This window comes from Microbacterium sp. 20-116 (assembly GCF_041079415.1).
Classification (GTDB): Bacteria; Actinomycetota; Actinomycetes; order Actinomycetales; family Microbacteriaceae; genus Microbacterium.
The window spans coordinates 491,750-510,832 of record NZ_JBFYGP010000002.1 but is presented as its reverse complement, the minus strand read 5'-3'; the positions used below and the strand labels follow the sequence as shown (position 1 = coordinate 510,832).

The 19,083-nt window shown below is 69.7% G+C and carries 22 protein-coding genes and 1 tRNA gene; 8 read left to right on the top strand and 15 right to left on the bottom strand.

Going from position 1 to position 19,083, the window contains the following annotated elements:
- Positions 1-3 precede the first annotated feature (3 nt).
- Positions 4-285 (top strand): hypothetical protein, encoded by a 282-nt coding sequence (locus AB6V29_RS06470; protein WP_369357628.1) that lies wholly within the window; start codon positions 4-6, stop codon positions 283-285.
- A 71-nt stretch (positions 286-356) separates the two neighbouring features.
- Positions 357-827: a nucleoside deaminase gene (locus AB6V29_RS06465; RefSeq protein WP_369357626.1), complete on the top strand. Its 471-nt coding sequence runs from the start codon at positions 357-359 to the stop codon at positions 825-827.
- A gap of 23 nt (positions 828-850) precedes the next feature.
- On the opposite strand, the gene AB6V29_RS06460 is transcribed toward AB6V29_RS06465, so the two are convergent.
- From AB6V29_RS06460 to AB6V29_RS06450, 3 genes are all read right to left on the bottom strand, one after another.
- Positions 851-923: transfer RNA gene (locus tag AB6V29_RS06460), tRNA-Thr, on the bottom strand.
- A 61-nt stretch (positions 924-984) separates the two neighbouring features.
- Positions 985-1,362 (bottom strand): hypothetical protein, encoded by a 378-nt coding sequence (locus tag AB6V29_RS06455; protein ID WP_267787623.1) that lies wholly within the window; start codon positions 1,360-1,362, stop codon positions 985-987.
- Between the two features lie 41 nt (positions 1,363-1,403).
- Positions 1,404-2,384: a DsbA family protein gene (locus AB6V29_RS06450; protein WP_369357624.1), complete on the bottom strand. Its 981-nt coding sequence runs from the start codon at positions 2,382-2,384 to the stop codon at positions 1,404-1,406.
- A gap of 212 nt (positions 2,385-2,596) precedes the next feature.
- Between AB6V29_RS06450 and AB6V29_RS06445 the strand changes: the two genes are divergently transcribed.
- Entirely contained in the window at positions 2,597-3,700 is a 1,104-nt protein-coding gene (locus AB6V29_RS06445) for an ABC transporter ATP-binding protein (protein WP_103206182.1), read from the top strand.
- 79 nt (positions 3,701-3,779) lie between these two features.
- Positions 3,780-5,102, top strand: coding sequence for a DUF4032 domain-containing protein (locus tag AB6V29_RS06440; protein ID WP_210073757.1), 1,323 nt, complete (start codon positions 3,780-3,782; stop codon positions 5,100-5,102).
- A 235-nt stretch (positions 5,103-5,337) separates the two neighbouring features.
- On the opposite strand, the gene AB6V29_RS06435 is transcribed toward AB6V29_RS06440, so the two are convergent.
- Genes AB6V29_RS06435 through cysS form a run of 3 tightly spaced genes read right to left on the bottom strand, consistent with a single transcriptional unit; the run spans position 5,338 to position 8,390 of the window.
- Positions 5,338-5,979 carry an NAD(P)H-binding protein gene (locus tag AB6V29_RS06435; protein ID WP_210073755.1) on the bottom strand — a complete coding sequence of 214 codons (642 nt, stop codon included), beginning with the start codon at positions 5,977-5,979 and terminating at the stop codon, positions 5,338-5,340.
- Positions 5,980-5,998: 19 nt separating this feature from the next.
- On the bottom strand, positions 5,999-6,997 hold the full coding sequence (gene rlmB / locus AB6V29_RS06430) for a 23S rRNA (guanosine(2251)-2'-O)-methyltransferase RlmB (protein WP_267787625.1): 999 nt from the start codon (positions 6,995-6,997) through the stop codon (positions 5,999-6,001).
- On the bottom strand, positions 6,990-8,390 hold the full coding sequence (gene cysS, locus AB6V29_RS06425) for a cysteine--tRNA ligase (RefSeq protein WP_369357621.1): 1,401 nt from the start codon (positions 8,388-8,390) through the stop codon (positions 6,990-6,992). The genes rlmB and cysS overlap by 8 nt, the downstream gene beginning before the upstream one ends.
- A 66-nt stretch (positions 8,391-8,456) precedes the next feature.
- Here cysS and AB6V29_RS06420 point away from each other — a divergent pair, with 66 nt between their 5' ends.
- A complete protein-coding gene (locus tag AB6V29_RS06420; RefSeq protein WP_369357620.1) occupies positions 8,457-8,918 on the top strand; it encodes a GNAT family N-acetyltransferase in 462 nt (153 codons plus the stop codon).
- Here the strand turns inward: AB6V29_RS06420 and ispD are convergent.
- Positions 8,915-10,117, bottom strand: a complete 1,203-nt coding sequence (gene ispD, locus AB6V29_RS06415; RefSeq protein ID WP_369357619.1) for a 2-C-methyl-D-erythritol 4-phosphate cytidylyltransferase — start codon at positions 10,115-10,117, stop codon at positions 8,915-8,917. The genes AB6V29_RS06420 and ispD overlap by 4 nt on opposite strands.
- Before the next feature lie 48 nt (positions 10,118-10,165).
- Positions 10,166-10,648 (bottom strand): CarD family transcriptional regulator, encoded by a 483-nt coding sequence (locus tag AB6V29_RS06410; RefSeq protein ID WP_056229249.1) that lies wholly within the window; start codon positions 10,646-10,648, stop codon positions 10,166-10,168.
- Between the two features lie 159 nt (positions 10,649-10,807).
- Here AB6V29_RS06410 and AB6V29_RS06405 point away from each other — a divergent pair, with 159 nt between their 5' ends.
- Positions 10,808-11,356: a DNA modification methylase gene (locus AB6V29_RS06405; protein WP_210073749.1), complete on the top strand. Its 549-nt coding sequence runs from the start codon at positions 10,808-10,810 to the stop codon at positions 11,354-11,356.
- A 57-nt stretch (positions 11,357-11,413) separates the two neighbouring features.
- Here AB6V29_RS06405 and AB6V29_RS06400 read toward each other — a convergent pair whose 3' ends face one another.
- A complete protein-coding gene (locus AB6V29_RS06400; RefSeq protein ID WP_210073747.1) occupies positions 11,414-12,097 on the bottom strand; it encodes a response regulator transcription factor in 684 nt (227 codons plus the stop codon).
- Complete coding sequence (locus AB6V29_RS06395) at positions 12,094-13,308, bottom strand: cell wall metabolism sensor histidine kinase WalK (protein WP_307312746.1); 1,215 nt, start codon at positions 13,306-13,308, stop codon at positions 12,094-12,096. Before AB6V29_RS06395 ends, AB6V29_RS06400 begins: the two co-directional genes overlap by 4 nt.
- Before the next feature lie 173 nt (positions 13,309-13,481).
- On the opposite strand from AB6V29_RS06395, the gene phoU reads away from it, so the two are divergent.
- Entirely contained in the window at positions 13,482-14,165 is a 684-nt protein-coding gene (gene phoU / locus AB6V29_RS06390) for a phosphate signaling complex protein PhoU (RefSeq protein WP_210073743.1), read from the top strand.
- Between the two features lie 63 nt (positions 14,166-14,228).
- Here phoU and AB6V29_RS06385 read toward each other — a convergent pair whose 3' ends face one another.
- Positions 14,229-14,975, bottom strand: a complete 747-nt coding sequence (locus AB6V29_RS06385; protein ID WP_210073741.1) for a phosphoglyceromutase — start codon at positions 14,973-14,975, stop codon at positions 14,229-14,231.
- A gap of 62 nt (positions 14,976-15,037) precedes the next feature.
- Between AB6V29_RS06385 and AB6V29_RS06380 the strand changes: the two genes are divergently transcribed.
- On the top strand, positions 15,038-15,826 hold the full coding sequence (locus AB6V29_RS06380; RefSeq protein ID WP_307455958.1) for a class I SAM-dependent methyltransferase: 789 nt from the start codon (positions 15,038-15,040) through the stop codon (positions 15,824-15,826).
- Positions 15,827-15,829: 3 nt separating this feature from the next.
- Here AB6V29_RS06380 and AB6V29_RS06375 read toward each other — a convergent pair whose 3' ends face one another.
- The 4 genes from AB6V29_RS06375 to AB6V29_RS06360 form a co-directional block, all read right to left on the bottom strand.
- Positions 15,830-16,939: an aromatic acid exporter family protein gene (locus tag AB6V29_RS06375; RefSeq protein WP_210073738.1), complete on the bottom strand. Its 1,110-nt coding sequence runs from the start codon at positions 16,937-16,939 to the stop codon at positions 15,830-15,832.
- Complete coding sequence (locus AB6V29_RS06370) at positions 16,936-18,024, bottom strand: folate-binding protein YgfZ (RefSeq protein WP_369357615.1); 1,089 nt, start codon at positions 18,022-18,024, stop codon at positions 16,936-16,938. The genes AB6V29_RS06375 and AB6V29_RS06370 overlap by 4 nt, the downstream gene beginning before the upstream one ends.
- A gap of 2 nt (positions 18,025-18,026) precedes the next feature.
- Positions 18,027-18,626 (bottom strand): FABP family protein, encoded by a 600-nt coding sequence (locus AB6V29_RS06365; protein WP_210073736.1) that lies wholly within the window; start codon positions 18,624-18,626, stop codon positions 18,027-18,029.
- A gap of 130 nt (positions 18,627-18,756) precedes the next feature.
- The gene (locus AB6V29_RS06360) at positions 18,757-19,047 is read right to left on the bottom strand and encodes a hypothetical protein (protein ID WP_267787632.1); all 291 of its coding nucleotides are present in this window, start codon (positions 19,045-19,047) and stop codon (positions 18,757-18,759) included.
- Between the last annotated feature and the right edge of the window lie 36 nt (positions 19,048-19,083).

Genomic DNA, 19,083 nt, shown 5'->3' with positions numbered 1-19,083 from the left:
GCCGTGTCCGACGATCCCGTTGGAGCACGCAGCCCCGCGTGGCACGTGGGCGCGTTGGCGGCGGGAATCGTCGCGATCGCGACATCGGTGTGGGCGCCGCCGGGACTGATCGGCGACCTGCTCGTACTGGTCGTCGCGGTCTGCGCGCTGCTGTTCTCGCTGGACGCGAGCCGACGGCGGGGGCCGCTGCGCGGGGCCGCTATTGCGGGGGCTTTGTTGGCGGGGCTGGCGATGATCGTGGCGGCGGCCGTGTTTCTCGTCGCTCTCGCGAAGGCGTTGCCGTGACCCGCATGGCACGATGAGCACCGCAGGGGCAAGGGCCGCCTCCCCGGGCTCGGGACGCCTAGCGTGAGGCCATGAACGACGCCGAACTGTCCGCCCTCACCATCTCTCGCGCGAGGGAGAACGTGCAGAACGGCGGCAAGCCCTTCGCCTGCCTCATCGTGAAAGAGGGCGAGATCGTCGTCGAGGCGGTCAACCACGTCGCACAGGAAGGCGACCCCACGGCGCACGCCGAGATTCGCGCCATCCGTGCCGCCGCAGAGCGGGGAATCACCGACCTGTCGGGCTACGACATGTTCGTCACCGCCTACCCCTGTCCGATGTGCCTCGGCGCCGTGTACTACGCGCAGCCCGACCGCCTCATCTACGCGGTGACGAGGGAGCAAGAGGGTGAGCACTACGAGGACGGCAACCGGCTCATGAGCCTCGCCACGTTCTACGACGAGTACGCGAAGCCCGCGGACGAACGGTCGCTACCGACGCAGCAGGTGTCGGTCGAGGGGGCTTCGCTGCCCTTCCGCGAATGGACAGCGCAGCACGGTTGAGCGCGAATGAGCCAGGTACGAGGTGCCGGCTACAGGACTTGAACCTGCAACCCCCGTATTACAAGTACGGTGCGCTACCAATTGCGCCAAGCCGGCATGAGACGCGTGACGCCTCGATGGACGAGTCTAGAGCGGCGGAAGGGTCACTCGAGACCGATCAGATGCGGTGCTTCCCACTGTCGCGGTCCCATTCCAAGGACTTCCACTGCAGGAACGAGCACAGGTTGCCCGCCACTACGAGCTCGGCGGCCAAGCTCGCCATCTCGTGCGGCGACAGTGTCAAGTCTTCCGGGCGCGCCGTGAGGGTCGCCTCCCAGAGAGGCTCGTCATAGCCCTGCGGCTGCATGTAGATCGACGCGCGCGCGTTCATCAGGTTGATCACCACGAGACCGGTGTCCTGGCTGTCGGCATCCTCCTGCTCGACGACCTTGAGCTGGCCTGCGAACAGGTGACCCTGGTCGCGGAACTCCTGCACCCATGCCTTCAGCTGCGTGAGGGACCGCCGCGGGGGCGAGTCCTCAAGCTCTTCGTTCATGTCACCAGAATCTCATACAGCGACGCATTCGCGCCGACGCGTCAGCGCGCGGGAGTGGCCGACGGCGAGACGGACGGCGTCGGGGTGGCGGTCGAGTAGTACGCGTTGCTGTCGACGGTGAGCACGAACTGGGCGAACTCCTTCGCGTCATCCATGTTGCCGACGTATTCGGTGCCGTTCACGAGCACGGTCGGGGTGGCGGTCAGCGCCTGTCCCTTCGTGCCGGGCAGGCCCTTGATCGCACGATCGGTGGCGGCCTTGGCCCACGCCGTGTAGGTCTCGCCCTCGATGCAGTCGCGGACCGCACCGATGTCGCTCACGCCGGCGCCCTGCGCCATGTCGGCGAGCTGCTGGTCGCTGTACCCGTCGGAGTCGACCGCGGGCTGGTTCGTGAGCAGCTCGTGGTTGTACGCGAAGAAGCGGTCCGACGAGTGCGTCGCCACGCACGCCGCGGCACCGGCCGCGCGCAGGCTGTACTTCGTGCCGTTCGACTTCGACGTCAGCATCGCCACCGGGTAGTACGTGAGGGTGGCGGCCTTGTCGCCGACCCACTTCGACAGCTGGCTCGCGTTCGCGGTCTGGAACTCGCGCGCCTCGGCCGACATGTAGTCAACGTAGACGCGGATGTCGACGGGCGCTGCCGTGCCCGTGGGCTCGGGGGTCGGCTCGGTCGCCGGTGCGGGCTCGGCGGCCGGAGGAGTGGCCTGTGCCGACATCGTCGCGGCGCTGCCGTCGACGGTCTGATCGGCGAGCGGGTCGGCCACCTGCGAGGCGCTCGTGATGACGAAACCGTCGTCGGTGGCGGCGTCGGGAAGCGCCTGCGAGCGAGACTCCCGCGAGTTCAGCGCGAACGAGACGCCCACGGCGCCGACGGCGATCACGGCGACGGCCCCGATACCCAGCAGCGAGCGACGCGCGATACGCCAGCGCGTCTGCTTCGCCTTGACCTGCTGCGCCTTCTCGCGCACCGCCTCACGGCGGTCGCGTTCTGCTGGCACATTCGGTGACTGGTCGTTGGACATGAAACCTTCCGGGCACGGACGATGCCGCATGAAATCAGGGGGGTCGCGCGGGTGGGGCGACGAGGATCGATGGTAGCCAGGCTGGCTGAGAAATGACCAGACACGTGCGATACTGACGAATGCGTCCAAGGTCGGGCGCACGGGGTCGCCCCCGTTCATTCCATTCACTACGGATCGTCCGGCACGTACCTGCCGGTGAAGGAGAAGAGAAAATGGCGTCCGTCACCTTTGACAACGCAACCCGTCTGTACCCCGGCGGAACCCGCCCCGCGGTCGACAAGCTGAACCTCGACGTCGCAGACGGCGAATTCCTGGTTCTCGTCGGCCCCTCCGGCTGCGGCAAGTCCACCTCGCTGCGCATGCTCGCCGGTCTCGAAGAGGTCAACTCCGGACGCATCCTGATCGGCGACCGCGACGTGACCGACGTCCCGCCGAAGGACCGCGACATCGCGATGGTCTTCCAGAACTACGCGCTGTACCCGCACATGACGGTCGCCGAGAACATGGGCTTCGCGCTCAAGATCGCCGGTGTCGGCAAAGAAGAGCGCGCCTCGCGCGTGCTCGAGGCCGCCAAGCTGCTCGACCTCGAGCAGTACCTGACCCGCAAGCCCAAGGCCCTCTCGGGTGGTCAGCGTCAGCGCGTCGCCATGGGCCGAGCGATCGTCCGTCAGCCCCAGGTCTTCCTCATGGACGAGCCGCTGTCGAACCTCGACGCCAAGCTGCGCGTCCAGACCCGTACCCAGATCGCGTCGCTCCAGCGCCGCCTCGGTGTCACCACGGTCTACGTCACGCACGACCAGACCGAAGCGCTCACCATGGGTGACCGCATCGCCGTGCTCAAGGACGGCCTGCTCCAGCAGGTCGGCACCCCGCGCGACCTGTACGAGACCCCGAAGAACGTCTTCGTGGCCGGCTTCATCGGCTCGCCCGCCATGAACCTCTTCACCGCCGACCTCGCTGAGGGTGGCGTGCGCTTCGGCGACCTCGTCGTCCCCGTCGAAGCCGACACCATCGGCAAGGCCAACGGCTCCGCGGTCACCATCGGCGTCCGTCCGGAAGACATCCAGGTCGCCCCCGCCGACGGTCGCGGCCTCTCGGTCGTCGTCGACCTCGTCGAGGAGCTCGGCGCCGACGGCTACCTCTACGGCCACACCGACATCAACGGCAAGCGCACCGACCTCGTCGCTCGCGTCGACGGTCGCCGTCACCCCAACGCGGGCGAGACGGTCGTGCTCGCGCCGGTTCCCGGCCACGTGCACGTCTTCGACGTGGAGACCGGCGACCGCCTCACCGACCGGGCCATCGCTTCGGCCTGATCCACGCACCGACGCGGCGCGTCCCCGATCCCGATCCGTCGGGTCGGGGGCGCGCCGCACTGTTTTCCCGGAGGTTCCCGTGTCCGAATCCCTCAGCATCACGGCGAGCACCGTCGACCCGGGCCTGTTGCAGCTGCCCTGGTCGACCGCTCTCGCCGACTGGCCCAGCAGCCACATCGTGGCACTTCCCAAGGGCATCTCGCGGCACCTCGTGCGCTTCGCAAACCTCTCCGGTCGCGTCGTCGCCATCAAAGAGACCACCGAAGAGATGGCCCGGCGCGAGTACGACATGCTCGGCAATCTCGACCGCCTCGATGCCCCCTGCGTCGACCGTGTCGCCGTGATCGCCGGGCGCACCGACGCCTCGGGTCGCCCTCTTCCCGCGGCCCTCGTCACCTCGCACCTGCGCTTCTCGCTCCCCTACCGCGCGCTGTTCACGCAGGTGCTGCGCCCGCACACCGCGACGCGTCTCGTGGACGCTCTCGCGGTGCTGCTCGTACGCCTGCACAACGTCGGCTTCTACTGGGGTGACGTATCGCTGTCGAACACGCTGTTCCGCCGCGACGCCGGCGAGTTCGCGGCGTATCTCGTCGACGCCGAGACGGGCGAACTGCACGGCAACCGCCTGACGCCCGGTCAGCGCGCGCACGACCTCGATATCGCCCGCATCAACATCGCCGGCGAGATCATGGACCTCGAGGCCGGCGGTCGCCTCGAGGGCGGAGTGGATGCCGTGGCCATCGCAGACGGCCTGGTGTCGTCGTACCACTCGCTGTGGGGCGCCCTCACCGACAGGGAGTCCTTCGCCGTCGACGAGTCGTGGCGCATCACCGAGCGCGTGCACCGTCTCAACGCCCTCGGCTTCGACATCGGTGAGATGTCGATCCGCACGGCGAGCGACGGCACGAAGGTGTCGATCCAGCCCAAGGTCGTCGATGCGGGTCACCACCAGCGCCGTCTGCTGCGCCTGACCGGGCTCGACGTCGAAGAGAACCAGGCCCGCCGTCTGCTCAACGACCTCGACGAGTTCCGCGCGCGCGTCTCACGTCTCGGCGCTGACGAAGAGATGGTCGCGCACGAGTGGCTGACCCGTGTGTTCGAACCCATCGTCATGGCGATCCCGTGGGATCTGCGAGCCAAGCTCGAGCCCGCCGAGGTGTTCCACCAGGTCCTCGAGCACCGCTGGTACATGTCGCAGGCGCGCGGTCGCTCCGTGCCGCTCGCCGAGGTCGTGAGCTCCTACATCGACGACGTCCTGCGCCACCGCCGCGACGAGGCGACGGTCATGGGCCCGCCCACCGACACGATGTCGCTGCCGACGATCTCCGATGCCGATGCCCCCGCAACCGGCGAGGTGCCCACGACCGACACCGACTCGGTCGACTGGCGAGACCTGGTCTGACGTCGCCGCCGAGCCCTCCGTCCGCACCAGTCCCGTGTTCGCGGCACGATCGCGAAATCACGCGATCTCGCCGAGATCACACGCGAAATCGTGTCATTTCGTCCAGATCGCGTGTCCTCGCGGCGGAGAGGACGCGCGGACGAGCGCAGCGGCGCGAGCACCGCACCCCACGAAACGACGAGGCCGTGGCATCCGGAATCGATCCAGGATGCCACGGCCTCGGTGCGTCGTGGGCTCAGTACCCCACGGTGAAGCGCCCGCGCGTGTGCTTCGGGTTCTCGATCTCGTCGAGGACGGCGATGGCGAAGTCGGCGCCGCCGATGAACGAGTTGCCCTCGCCATCGACCACCAGCACGTCGCCGCCGTCGCGGTACGAGCCGGTGCGCTCGCCCGGTGCCCACGAGCCGAAGCCGCCGGCCGGGTGCACGTAGAACCAGTCGCGCCCTGTGTCGTCGGCCTGGAGATCCTCGAGGATGCCGATCGCTTCGCGCGCCTCGGGCTTGTACTCCTCGGCGAAGCCGTCGGTGTCGATCAGGCGCGGGCCGCCCTCGGCGACGAGCGAACCGCCGGCGCCGCCGATGACGCCCACGCGGACGTTCTCGGGGAGCGCGGTGACGAGCTCGGCGATCGCGGGGCGGAGCTTGCCCTCCATGTCACCGCGGGGAGCGGCGGCCGACACCACGACGTCGACGCCCTCGAGCTGGGCGACGAGACCGGGGACGTCGAGGACGGTGCCCTCGAGGTAGGTCGCACCCTCGACGCGCTCGGTGGGAACCGAGCGGGCGATCGAGACGACCGTGTGACCGCGGCGGACGGCCTCGGTCACGATGTGGCTACCGGCGTAACCGGTGCCTCCGATGACGGCGATGCGGGGCATGAGCGTTCCTCTCGGTGGATCAGACGGTGCCGCGGAGCGTCGACACCTGGTACAGGGCGACGGATGCCGCGATGCCGGCGTTCAGCGACTCGGTTGCGGCGGAGATGGGGATCGACACGACCTGGTCGCACGTCTCGGTGACCAGGCGCGACAGGCCCTTGCCCTCGGAACCGACGACGATCACGACGGGACGATCGGCGAGCTCGAGGGCGGGCAGGGACACGTCACCGTCGCCGTCGAGGCCGAGCACGAACACGCCCTGCTTCTTGAACTCCTTGAGCGTGGCCGTGAGGTTGGCAGCGAGCGCGACCGGGATACGCGCGGCGGCCCCGGCGCTGGTCTTCCAGGCGGCGGAGTTGACGCTCGCCGATCGACGCTGCGGGATGATCAGGCCCTGACCGCCGAACGCGCCGGTGGAACGGATGATCGCTCCGAGGTTGCGAGGGTCGGTGACACCGTCGAGCGCGACGAGCAGCGGAACCTGACCGCGGTCGACGATCTGCTCGAGCAGGTCCTGGGGGTGCGCGTAGGCGTACGGGGGCACCTTGAGCGCGACGCCCTGGTGCACGCCGTCGAAGCCGGCCATACGGTCGAGTTCGGGACGCGTGACCTCGAGCACCGGGATGCCGCGGTTCGTCGCCATCGACAGCATCTCTTTGACGCGGTCGTCCATCTCGATGCGCTGGGCGACGTACATCGCCGTGGCGGGAATCTTGGCCCGCAGCGCCTCGAGCACGGAGTTGCGACCGGTGACCGTCTCGGTGTCGTCGGCCGCCTTCGGGCTCTTGCGATTCGGGTTGCTCCCCACCGCGCGCACGCCCGGCTTCGCCTTGCCACCGGCGGCGGCGTAGCGCTCCTGGGCGGCTTTGCGTTTGCCCGCGGGGTGCCAGGCGCGGTCTTCGGCCTTCGGGGTGGGTCCGCGCCCTTCGAGTGCCTTGCGGACGTGGCCGCCGGTGCCCTTGAGGGGCCCCTTCTTCTTGCCGGGGTTGCGTGCTCCCGGGCGTCCAGGCTTAGCCATCGATACTCCAATGCGTTCCGGCCGGAGTGTCCTCCAGCGTGATTCCTGCGGCGGCGATCGCGTCTCGAATGCGATCCGCGGCCGCCCAATCCTTGTCCGCGCGCGCTTGCGCACGCTGCGTGATCATCGTCTGGACGAGGGCGTCCAGAGCGGCGGTCTGCGCTCCCCCGCCGGTGTCACCCCACTGAGAAGAGTGGGGGTTGATCCCCAGGACGAGCGTCATCTGCATGACATCCATGACGTCCTGCTTCGCCTCATCGTACTTGCCGGCGTCGAGCAGCGCATTTCCCGATCGGATGCTCGTGTGGATCGCGGCGAGCGCCCGGGGTACGGAGAGATCGTCGTCCATGGCCTCGCCGAACTCCGTCGGGAGTGCATCGGTCGCCTCGGTCCACCCCGGCTGCACGAGACGCTCTGCCCGGTCGAGGAAGGTCCGGATCCGGCCGAGGGCCGTCTCGGCCTCGGTCCATGACGCCTCGCTCAGGTCGAGGTTCGAGCGGTAGTGCGCCGCGGCGAGGGCGTAGCGCACCACGAGCGGGTCGTGAGCGGCGAGCACGTCGGCGGCCAGGGTGAAGTTTCCGAGCGACTTGGACATCTTCTGCCCGTCGACGGTGACGAGGCCGTTGTGCACCCAGTAGCGCGCGAAGGAGTCCCCGGCTGCCGTCGACTGCGCGATCTCGTTCTCGTGGTGCGGGAAGCGCAGGTCGAGACCGCCGCCGTGGATGTCGAACTCGGGTCCGAGGTAGCGGCGCGACATCGCCGAGCACTCGATGTGCCAGCCGGGCCGTCCCACGCCCCAGGGAGAGTTCCAGGTCGCGGATGCCGGCTCATCGGACTTCGCGCTCTTCCACAGGGCGAAATCGCGAGGGTCGCGCTTGCCCCGGGGATCGGCGTCGGACGCCGGCTCCATGGCATCCAGGCTCTGACGGGTGAGCTCGCCGTACGCGGGCCACGAGCGCACATCGAAGTAGACGTCGCCGGCGGCAGCGTAGGCGTGGCCGCGCTCGATGAGCTCGGCGATGAGCTCCTGCATCTGCGTCACCGATGCCGTCGCGCGGGGTTCGTAGGTGGGGGGAAGGATGCCGACGGCCTCGTACGCCCGCGAGAACTCCAGCTCCATGCGGTAGGCGAGAGCCCACCACGGCTCGGTTTCGGTCGCGTTGGCGAGGACCTTGTCGTCGATATCGGTGACGTTGCGCACGAACGTGACTCGGCCGTAGCGGCGTTCGAGCCACCGGCGAAGCAGGTCGAAGGCCAGGGCTGCGCGCACGTGGCCGATGTGCGGGCCCGACTGCACGGTGGGCCCGCAGACGTAGACCGTGACGTTCGAGGGGTCGAGGGGGACGAAGTCGCGCAGTCCCTGCGCCTTCGTGTCGTACAGCCGAACAGTCACCGGCCCAGCCTACCGGCCGCCCCCTCACGACCCCTGAGCGAAACATAGCGCCGCTAATGTGCGGGGGTGCCCCTTGTGATTCGCCCCGATGACCTGTCCGGAGACGCCACGCGCGCTCTCGTCGCCGCACACCTCGCCGGCATGCTCGAGAACACACCCGTCGAGAGCGTGCACGCCCTCGACGTGGACCGGCTCACCGCGGACGGCGTCACGGTCTGGTCCGCCTGGGTCGACGACGAGCTCGCCGGCATCGGTGCGTGCAAAGACCTGGACCTCGATCGCGCCGAGCTGAAGTCCATGCGAGTCGCCGAGGACTTCCTCGGCCAGGGCATCGGCCGCGCGATCCTGCGGCACATCATGGACGATGCGCGCGAGCGCGGCGTCCGGAGTCTCTGGCTCGAGACGGGGAGTACCGACGACTTCCTGCCCGCTCGTCGTCTCTACGCGAGCGAGGGCTTCGTGGAGTGCCCCGCGTTCGCGCCGTACAAGCCCGACCCGCTGTCGACCTTCATGACCCGCGAGCTTTAGGCCGGCACGAGGAGGGCCGTCGCGAAAGCGGCGACCCCCTCGGAGCGCCCGGTGAAGCCGAGTCCGTCGGTTGTCGTGGCGCTCACCGACACCGCCGCACCGCCGAGGGCCGCCGACAGCGCCCGCTCCGCCTCGACGCGACGGGACGCGAAACGCGGGCGGTTCGCCTGCACCTGCACGGAGACGTTCCCGATGCGCCACCCGGCCGCCGACAGGAGTCCGGCCGTGTGGGCGAGGAACGCCGACGCGTGAGCACCGGCGAACTCGGGCCGGTCGGTGCCGAAGTGCGTGCCGATGTCGCCGAGACCGGCCGCGGCCAGAAGCGCGTCGACGATCGCGTGCGCCACGGCGTCACCGTCGGAGTGCCCCGACAGCGCCTCCTCGCCCGGCCACTCCAGACCCGCGAGCCACAGCGTGCCCTCTCCCCCGAAGCCGTGCACGTCGGTGCCGATGCCCACGCGCGGCGCCGAGTGGGTCGACGGGGGGACGACGGATGCCGCGGGGCCCGTCTCGAGAAGGGCACGAGCGCGGTCGAGGTCGGGGCCGGTCGTGATCTTGAACGCCACCGCGTCTCCCTCGACCGTGACGACGGGGTGCCCCGCTGCCGCGACCGCGGCCGCGTCGTCGGTGTGATCGGAGTCGACCTCGGCCAGAGCCGCCTCGAGAACCGATCGAGCGAATCCCTGCGGTGTCTGAGCCGCCGCGAGCTCCGTGCGATCGACGGGGCCGATCACGCGACCTTCCGCGTCGACGCGCTTGATGGTGTCGACGACAGGGAGGACCGGGATGACGGCAGCGGCTCCGGCCTCGACGGCCTGGACCACGCGGTCGAAGACCGCGGGCGGCGTCAGCGCACGCGCGGCGTCGTGCACGAGCACGATCTCTACATCGCCCCACAGCGCGCCGAGCCCCGCGGCGACCGACTCCTGCCGAGTCGCCCCGCCCACCACGACGGTGACGAGGTCGGCGCGGTCTCCCGCGGCATCCCGCGCATCGGCCAGCGCTTCGCCCTCGTACCCCCGCGGCACGACGATGACGACCTGCGCAGACGTCGCGGCGAACACCCCGCGTAGAGCGTGATGCAGAATCGACCTCTCGTCGATGCCGACGAACGCCTTCGGCGCACCACCCTGCAAACGGGTACCGGAGCCGGCGGCGACGACGATGACCGCGAGACGCGGGACGGGGGTGAGAGTCACCCGTTCACGCTAGCGCGCCGCCACGAACGGGCGACGCACCGAGCGGGATCAGGACGCGAGGACCTCGTCGAGCACGACGCTCGCGCGGTCTTCGTCGGTCTTCTCGGCGAGAGCGAGCTCGGACACCAGGATCTGGCGCGCCTTCGCCAGCATGCGCTTCTCGCCGGCGGACAGGCCGCGGTCCTGATCGCGGCGCCAGAGGTCGCGAACGACCTCGCTGACCTTGATCACATCGCCCGAAGCGAGCTTCTCGAGGTTCGCCTTGTAGCGACGCGACCAGTTGGTCGGCTCCTCGGTGAAGGGTGCGCGGAGCACCTCGAAGACACGGTCGAGACCCTCTTTGCCGATCACGTCACGAACGCCGACAAGGTCGACGTTGTCAGCCGGGACCTCGATGACGAGGTCTCCCTGGGTGACGTTGAGCTTCAGGTATTTCTTCGTCTCGCCCTTGATAACGCGTTCCTTGACCTCGATGATCGTGGCCGCGCCATGGTGCGGGTAAACGACGGTCTCGCCAACCTCAAAAAGCATGGAGTTATGTCCTTTCGGCAACATCCAGGATACCACAGGCCCGCATGCGCTAAGGTTCCGCCCTCCCCGCAGACTCCTCCTCTCGTGCGCGTGCGAGCGGCCCGGTACCGCCGACCCCGTAGGATGATCTGGATGCCGTCTGTCGATCTTGGAGGATCCGTGAAAACGCGCCTGATCGCGTCCATCGCCGTGGGTGCAGCTGTCGTACTCGGTACGACGGGATGCAACATCCTCGCCCCGCAGGCGACCACCATCGATTACTCCGCGTCCGACGGTGTGAACGTGCCCGCCGACTCCGGTCCGCTGCACATCCGCAATGCGATGATCGTCGCCGACGAAGACGGCACGACCGGCAACTTCGTCGCCGCCATCGTCAACGACACCACCGACGTGCTCACACTGAAGCTCGAGGTCGGCGAGGGCGCGACCGCCGTCCCCGCCTCGGTGACGGTGCCGGCCAACCGAACCCTCAGCCTCGGCGATCTGGCCAACGGTGTCGAGCCGCTCCGCCTCGACGACATCGACGCGGCCCCCGGCTCGACGGTCCCCGTGTACTTCCAGTCCGGCGACGGACAGGGTGCTCTCATCCAGGTGCCCGTCCTCGACGGGGCGCTCGAGTACCTCGCCCCTCTCGCGCCGAGCCCCGAGGCGTCGACCTCGTTCCCGGCCACGCCGTCGCCGACGCCCAGCGCGACTCCCGCGTCCTGAACACACGACGAAGGCGCCGACGGTTCTCCGTCGGCGCCTTCGTCGTTCCCGCGACCGTCAGGCTTCGAACCGGTAGCCCAGGCCTCGCACGGTGACGAGCATGCTCGGCTCGCTCGGGTTCTGCTCGATGCGCGAGCGGATGCGCTTGATGTGCACGTCGAGCGTCTTGGTGTCGCCGAAGTAGTCCGTTCCCCAGACGCGATCGATGAGCTGTCCGCGGGTGAGCACGCGACCGGCGTTGCGCATCAACACCTCGAGCAGTTCGAACTCCTTGAGGGGGATGTTGATCTCTCCCCCGTCGACGGCGACAGTATGCCGGTCGATGTCGAGCACCACGCGCCCGCCGGAGAGGATGCGGTCGTCGAGGTCGGCCTCCTCCGGTGCGCGGCGGCGCAGCACAGCCCGCATCCGCGCCAACAGCTCGCGGGTCGAGTACGGCTTGGTGACGTAATCGTCCGCGCCGAGTTCGAGACCGACGACGATATCGACCTCGGAGTCCTTGGCCGTGAGCATGATGATCGGAACCTGGGAGCTCAGTCGCACCTGGCGGCAGACCTCGGTCCCGGGCATCCCGGGAAGCATGAGGTCCAGCAGGACGATGTCGGCACCGCGATCGCGGAAAGCGACCAGGGCGAGGGCGCCGTCTTCGGCGATCTCGACCTCGTAGCCCTCCCGTCGCAAAAGGTAGGCCAGCGGGTCGGCCAGATCGGGTTCGTCCTCGACGATCAGAACGCGGGTCATGCGGTGTCTCCCTTCGCGGGTACGGGGGTCGTCGCGGAGCCCTTGCGGCCCTTGCGGCGGGGTTTGGGGCGGACGCTCTCCAGATCGGGAGCCTCCGACATCGGAAGTCGGATGGTGAATGTCGAGCCGCGGTCGGGACGCGACCAGAGCCGCACCTCGCCCCCGTGGCGCTGGACGGCATGCTTGACGATCGAGAGGCCGAGCCCGGTTCCGCCGGTTCGACGCGAGCGAGCCTGGTCGGCGCGGTAGAACCTCTCGAAGACGCGGTGCTGATCGCTCTCGGGGATGCCGATACCGCGGTCGGTCACCGCGATCTCGACCACGGTGGCGTCGAGCTTCACGCCGATTCCGACCTTCGAGCCCTGCGGGGAGTACGCGATGGCATTGGCCACGAGGTTGCCGACGGCCTCGGTGAGGATCTGCGGCTCGCCGCGCACCCACAGCCCCTTGGTGCCTCCGCGGACGACCGTGACCTGGGCGGCATCCGCCTGGATGGCGTACCCCTCGACCGCGGCGGTGACGACCTCGTCGATCGATACGTCGCGCACGTCGCGCAACTCGTCTGAGGCCTGCAGACGTGAAAGGCTCAGGATGCGATTGACCAGGGCCGCCAATCGCGTGACCTCGGCCTGGAGCCGCGACGCGAAGTGCCGCACCTGAGCGGGATCGTCGGCCGCCGACTCGATCGCCTCGGCGAGCAGACTCACCGCACCCACGGGTGTCTTGAGCTCATGGCTCGTGTTCGCCACGAAATCGCGACGCATCTCCTCCACGCGCTCGTGCTCGGTGATGTCGCGCAGTACGACGAGGGTCAGACGACCCGAGATGGGAGTGGCGCGCACGGCGACCAGCCGCGGCTCGGCGGGAGCGGCGCCGCGCCGCAAGCGCAGGTTCTCGGCGATGCCCGAGCCGGTGTCGCGCGCCACGCGAGCCACACGCTTGAGTTCTTCGCTCGCGATCACCTCGCCGGCCTGGACGCCGAAGACCTCGGCGGCCGGCGAGAGCGCCAGCACCGTCGACGAGGTGTCGCACACAAAAGCGGGGTCGTCCATCGCCCCCAGCATGGCCTCCACGCCCTCGGGCACCTCGGCGGAGGTCTGCGCGAGAGAGCGGTCACGGGCACGCAGTGCCGCGACCACGAGGCCGACGACCGCCGCTCCGACGAGGAGTCCAGCCAGAAGCGCGAGCAGCACGAGCTGCGGTTGTTGCATGCCTCCACAGTAGAGGCGCCCCTTGAGCGTCACCGGCCGTTCACCCCCGTGAGAGCCGCAGCAGAGGCTACTATTCACTGTCACAGCACCACTCGTTAACCTTCGCTGGGAAGAATCCCCCAGGGTTGCGGGACACCTATGTGCCGTGCCGCCGACGAGGAAGGTACCCGCCCATGCGCGAAGTATTCCACCAGTCCCTCGAGGACGTTCAGAGCCGACTGGTCGAGATCGCCGACCTCGTGACCGTTGCGATCGACCGCGCCACCCGCGCGTTCGGCACCAGCGACGTCTCCCTCGCCGAAGAGGTCATCGAAGCCGATGCCATCATCGACGAGAAGGCCTTCGAACTCGACGAGCTCGCGATCGAGATCCTCGCCCGCCAACAGCCCGTGGCGCGCGACCTGCGTATCGTCGTCACCGCGCTCCGGGTGAGCGCCTCACTCGAGCGCATGGGCGACATGGCCGAGCACATCGCACAGCTCGCGCGCTCGCGCTTCCCCGAGCGCGCGATCCCCAAGGGATTGAAGAGCACCTTCACCCGCATGGGCGAGCTCGACGTCGAGGTATCGCGCAAGCTCGCCGAGCTGCTGCGCACGCAGGACCTTCGGCTCGCCGAAGCCATCCGCGACGCCGACGACGACATCGACGAACTGCACGTCAGCGTCTTCGAGAAGGTGCTCGGCGACTCCTGGAAGGGTGAGGCGACGGCGACGGTCGACGCGACCCTGGCCAGCCGTTACCACGAGCGCTTCGCCGACCACGCGGTGTCCGTCGCCAAGAAGGTCATCTACCTCGCGACCGGTGACTGGGCCGGCGCCGACGACGAATCCACCCACGAACCGAGCCCGGTCATCTGACCGCGGAACGCGAGAAGAGGGGGTGGATGCCGACCGGCATCCACCCCCTCTTTCTGTTCGACGTCAGTGCTTGTTGCCCTGGGCGGCGACGGCGGCGGCGCCGGCGGCCGCGGCCTCGGGGTCGAGGTACTCGCCCGGGCCGAGGGGCTTGAGGTCGTCGTCGAGGCGGTAGACCAGCGGGATGCCGGTCGGGATGTTCAGCTCGGCGATGTCGGCGTCGCTGATGCCCTCGAGATGCTTCACGAGACCGCGCAGCGAGTTGCCGTGCGCCGTGACGAGCACGGTCTTGCCTGCCTGCAGGTCGGGGACGATGTCGCTGTGCCAGTAGGGCAGCATGCGGTCGATGACGATCTTCAGGGACTCGGTGTCGGGCACCTCGCCGTCGATCCCGTCGTAACGGGGGTCGCCGACCTGGCTGTACTGGTCGTCGGCGGGCAGGGCCGGCGGCGGAACGTCGAACGAACGACGCCAGAGCATGAACTGCTCGTTACCGAACTCCTCGAGGGTCTGCGCCTTGTCCTTGCCCTGCAGAGCGCCGTAATGACGCTCATTGAGGCGCCACGACCGCTTGACCGGGATCCAGAGGCGATCGGCGGCATCGAGGGCGATGTTGGCCGTCTGGATCGCGCGGCTGAGCACCGAGGTGTGCAGCACGTCGGGAAGGACACCGGACTCGGCGAGCAGCTCGCCGCCGCGCTTCGCCTCGGCCTTGCCCTGGTCGGTGAGTCGCACGTCGACCCAGCCGGTGAACTGGTTGGTCTTGTTCCACTCGCTCTGCCCGTGGCGGAGGAGGATCAGCGTGTGAGGCATGACTCCATGCTATCGAGGTGAGGGCCGCGGGCCGGGGCTGGACGGCCTGACAAGATGTTCGAGTGACCCCCTCCCCCGTCGGCCGTCCCACCCGCGGCACGACCGGGGTCAATCGCCTTCGTCGTATCGACCGCTGGATCGCTCGGCATCCGGTCCTTCGTCGTGCCGACGACCCGCTCGTGGTCGACCTCGGCTTCGGAGCGAGTGCGGTGACACCCCTCGAGCTCCTGGCCCGGCTTCGCAGCCAGAGACCGGACGCCGAGGTCCTCGGCCTCGAGATCGACCCCGACCGCGTCGCTCGGGCCCGCGAACAGTCCGCCGGGGTCGAGGGCGTATCTTTCGCGCGCGGGGGCTTCGAAGTCCCCCTGCCGGCATCTCGTCGCCCCGCGATCATCCGAGCCATGAACGTGCTCCGCCAATACGACGAGGGCGACGTCGCGGACGCCTGGGGTCGCATGTGCGCGCGGCTGCAGCCCGACGGCATCCTGGTCGAGGGAACCTGCGACGAGATCGGCCGCGTCGCGACCTGGGCGGAGGTGGGAGCGGATGCCGTGGCCCGCAGTCTCACCATCTCGCTGCGTCTCGCCGAGCTCGACTCCCCCGCGATCGCCGCCGAGCGCCTGCCGAAGGCCCTGATTCACCGCAACGTCGAGGGGGAACGCGTGCATGAGTTCGTGACCTCGCTCGATCGCGAATGGGCCCGAGCCGCGGCGGTCGCCCCGTTCGGGCCGGTCCACCGGTGGCGCACGGCGATGCTCGCCCTGGCCGACGCGGGGTGGCCCCTGCTGCGCCGCGAGAGGTGGCGGCTCGGCGAAGTGGGCGTGGCGTGGGAGGCAGTCGCTCCGAGTTGAGCGTCAGACGCGCGGAAGGAGCGCCCGGGCGTCGGCGGAGGGCATCCCGGCCGCGACGAGCAGGTCGACCGCCAGCGGACGCAGGGCCGCGACGAGATTGAGCTCGCCCACGCGCCCCTCGGGCAGCAGAACCGCGGGATCGAGTCGTCGCGCGACTGCTCCGACGGCTTCTCGGGCGACGGGCTCGAGCGAGATGTCGTCGAGGCTGTCGCGGACGAGGCCCGCGCCCCGGGCAAGCTCGGCCAGCAGATCGGCGGGGACGGGTCGGCTCTCACCGTCCGCACAGAGGTAGGCGGCGCGCCGGGCGACCACGCGAAGGTTGCGCGTGGTGAGGTCGAGGGCGCCGCGGACGCGTTCGTGGCGATCGAGCTCGGTGCGCTGGCGGCGCAGGAACGGCGAGATGCGCGCGACCTCGCGGCCCGACTCGAGCGACCCGCTCCACGCGTCGACGTAGGTCTGCAGCGAACGCGCGCGCTCCAGACCGCGCTCGGCGCGTGCGCGATCGCCCCTGCGCAGCGCCCGCACGATGGTGTCCATGGCGGCATCCAGCGCGTCGAACAGCTCGTCGGCGTCGCGCAGCTCGGTGCGGCGGAGGGTGCGCGGGATCAGCGCGGTCACGATGAGCGCGGCGACGCCGCCGATCGCCCCGTCCACGAGGCGCAGGAACGGCACACCCGACACCAGCACCAGGGCAATGAGCGACTGGACGACCGCCGCGAGCGCGAAGCCCGGCTGGGGCGACAGGAACCGGGCCACGACGAGGGTCACCGTCATCGCGAGCGCGATCTGCCACCATCCGGCCCCGGCGACGAGCAGGACGACCTCGGCGATGAGGATGCCGACGAGCATGCCCATGACCGTCTCGGCGACCCGCCACGGGCGCGCGTCGCGCACCAGCCCGAGGCTCGACACCGTGACCGTCGCCGCGAGCAGAGGGACCGAGTGCCCCAGCACGAAGTGCGCGAAAGCGTACGCCGCGGTCGCGGCGACGACGATCTGCGCGATCGCCGGCAGCGACTCGCGCACGCGGTTGACCCGGCGCCCGACGGTGGAGCGCCAGCGCGGACCGGCGACGACGACCCCGACGGTCGTCGAGGAGTCGTCGGGGGTCATTCCGCGGCGCGGCGGCGCCCGAGGCGCGGCAGACGGGGAACAGCGGCTGTGGCGCCCGCGTCGGCGGGAACGACGGTCTCGGCCGCCGCGGCCAGCGGTCCGTCGGCGGTGTCGACGATGAGCGGCTCGCCCTCGGGAGCGGTGCGCTTGACGAGGGCGAGGGCGATCGGCCCCTCTTCGTGGTGGACGGCCACCGAGGTGATGGCGCCGATCACGGTATCGCCCGCGCGTACCGCGTCTCCGCAGACGGGGAGGACGTTGTCGCTGCCGTCGAGCTGGAGGGCCACGACGCGGCGCGGAGGGTGACCGAGGTTGTGGACCTTCGCCACCGTCTCCTGGCCGCGGTAGCACCCCTTCGAGAGGTGCACCGCCGTGCGGAGCCAGTCCATCTCGTGCGGGAGCAGTCGCTCATCGGCGTCGACGGCCACGCGAGGGCGCCACGCCGCGATACGCAGGGCTTCGACCGCGTCGAGACCGGCCAAGGCCGTCTCTCCGCTCACGGCCGACGTGATCACGCGCTCGAACTCCGCGGCATCCACGATCGCCTCGGCCCAGTCGCGGTCGGCACCCGGGTGCGGGTCGACGCGGGCGTAAGCCCACCCACCCGGCGAGACGTCCGGCCACGGGTCGACCCACACCGGCGCGACGGACGAGAGGACCCCCACGGCCTCGCGCGTTCCGCCGAGCACGGAAAGGTCGTCGGAGCGGTCGGCGACCACCACGCGCAGGCGGAAGCGCATACGCGTCAGCCACGCGGTGAGGGCCGTGGCATCCGACGCGTCGACGAGAAGCCACGCGGTCTCGCCGTCGTCGACCACCGAGGCGGCGTGCTCGACGCGTCCCTGGGGGTCGAGGATGAGGAACTCGGTCGAGACGCCGGGCGCGAGGTGCGTGAGGGCCTGCGACGACAGCGAGTCGAGCCAGCTGAGGCGGTCCTCACCCGAGACCGTGATGACGCGGCGGTCGCCGAGGGGCGCGAGAGCGGTTCCGGATGCCAAGCGGCGCTGCTCCGCCACGGGAGAGCCGACGTGGCGCAGCCCGCGATCGTCGATCACCGCACCGGGGACGGCGGAGAGGGATGACATGGTCACTCTGCCCGGGCCAGTCGAGCCGAGGCGTGCGAGCCCAGCTCTCGACCGAGGGCCGCGATGTCCCACGCCCAGAGAAGGTGGTTGTCGACGAGCCCGTACAGGCGGGTAGCCGCCGTGTAGGTCTTCGCACCGGCGGTACGGACGACGGCATCGGTCGCGAGATCGATGCGCGGCCCCTTCACCTGCCCGACATAGAGCTCCAGGATGCCATCGGCGTGCGCCAGGCTCACCTCGATGTCGAAGCCGCCCTGGGCGTTGCGCAGGGCTTCGACGTCGTCGGCCGTACGGGTGACGGGCTCGGCCGTCGCGGGGAGGAGCCCGGGGCCGGCGTCGGCGTCGCCGACGGGTCGTGCGAGACGCCAGTAGCCGATCTCGGAGACGAGGGGGCGCCGCCCGTCGCCCTCGATCAGCCACGCATCGGCGGAGTAGTTGAGGAATCCCCCGCCGTCATGGCTGAAGCTGACGCGATGGGCGAACTCGCCCGAGAAGGATCGGCCATCGACCTCGTAGTCGATGACGCCGGTGCCCTCCCAGACGCCCACCAGCCACGAGAGCGGGACGAGGTCGGCCGGAAGATCGGTCGGGATCTCGATCACGACGCGCTCAGCGCTGGCCGCGGTAGAGGTTCCAGATGACCGTTCCGGACACGAAGGCGATCGCCAGCGAGGCGAGGCCGAGAAGTCCCACGAAGAACGCTTCGAGCGCGAAAAGGTCCATAGCCCAATCCTAGCCCGACACCAGCGCCGCGAGTCCGAACCCGGCCGTGATGATGCCCAGCACCACCATCGCCCCGAGGCTGCTCAACGCCATGCGCTGGATGAACGCCTGCGAGCGGCCGTACCAGAGCTGCACGGCGAACGCCACGATGATGCAGCCCCCCAGAGCGACGGTGATCCACTGGGCGCGCCAGTGCTCCGGAGCGAACAGGCCGATGAGCACTCCGGCCACCGCGGCCAGCACCCACACGGCGACGATGCCGCCGAATGTGCGACGCGGCGCGAGGTCAGGCGTGGACATGACCCCATCATCACTCACGACCCCCTCGGCGCGCAC

Coding starts and splice junctions, on each gene's coding strand:
- AB6V29_RS06465 (WP_369357626.1), top strand. CDS start 357: ATGAACGACGCCGAACTGTCCGCCCTCACCATCTCTCGCGCGAGGGAG.
- AB6V29_RS06455 (WP_267787623.1), bottom strand. CDS start 1,362: ATGAACGAAGAGCTTGAGGACTCGCCCCCGCGGCGGTCCCTCACGCAG.
- AB6V29_RS06450 (WP_369357624.1), bottom strand. CDS start 2,384: ATGTCCAACGACCAGTCACCGAATGTGCCAGCAGAACGCGACCGCCGT.
- AB6V29_RS06445 (WP_103206182.1), top strand. CDS start 2,597: ATGGCGTCCGTCACCTTTGACAACGCAACCCGTCTGTACCCCGGCGGA.
- AB6V29_RS06435 (WP_210073755.1), bottom strand. CDS start 5,979: ATGCCCCGCATCGCCGTCATCGGAGGCACCGGTTACGCCGGTAGCCAC.
- rlmB (WP_267787625.1), bottom strand. CDS start 6,997: ATGGCTAAGCCTGGACGCCCGGGAGCACGCAACCCCGGCAAGAAGAAG.
- AB6V29_RS06410 (WP_056229249.1), bottom strand. CDS start 10,648: ATGCTTTTTGAGGTTGGCGAGACCGTCGTTTACCCGCACCATGGCGCG.
- AB6V29_RS06400 (WP_210073747.1), bottom strand. CDS start 12,097: ATGACCCGCGTTCTGATCGTCGAGGACGAACCCGATCTGGCCGACCCG.
- AB6V29_RS06395 (WP_307312746.1), bottom strand. CDS start 13,308: ATGCAACAACCGCAGCTCGTGCTGCTCGCGCTTCTGGCTGGACTCCTC.
- phoU (WP_210073743.1), top strand. CDS start 13,482: ATGCGCGAAGTATTCCACCAGTCCCTCGAGGACGTTCAGAGCCGACTG.
- AB6V29_RS06385 (WP_210073741.1), bottom strand. CDS start 14,975: ATGCCTCACACGCTGATCCTCCTCCGCCACGGGCAGAGCGAGTGGAAC.
- AB6V29_RS06375 (WP_210073738.1), bottom strand. CDS start 16,939: ATGACCCCCGACGACTCCTCGACGACCGTCGGGGTCGTCGTCGCCGGT.
- AB6V29_RS06370 (WP_369357615.1), bottom strand. CDS start 18,024: ATGTCATCCCTCTCCGCCGTCCCCGGTGCGGTGATCGACGATCGCGGG.
- AB6V29_RS06360 (WP_267787632.1), bottom strand. CDS start 19,047: ATGTCCACGCCTGACCTCGCGCCGCGTCGCACATTCGGCGGCATCGTC.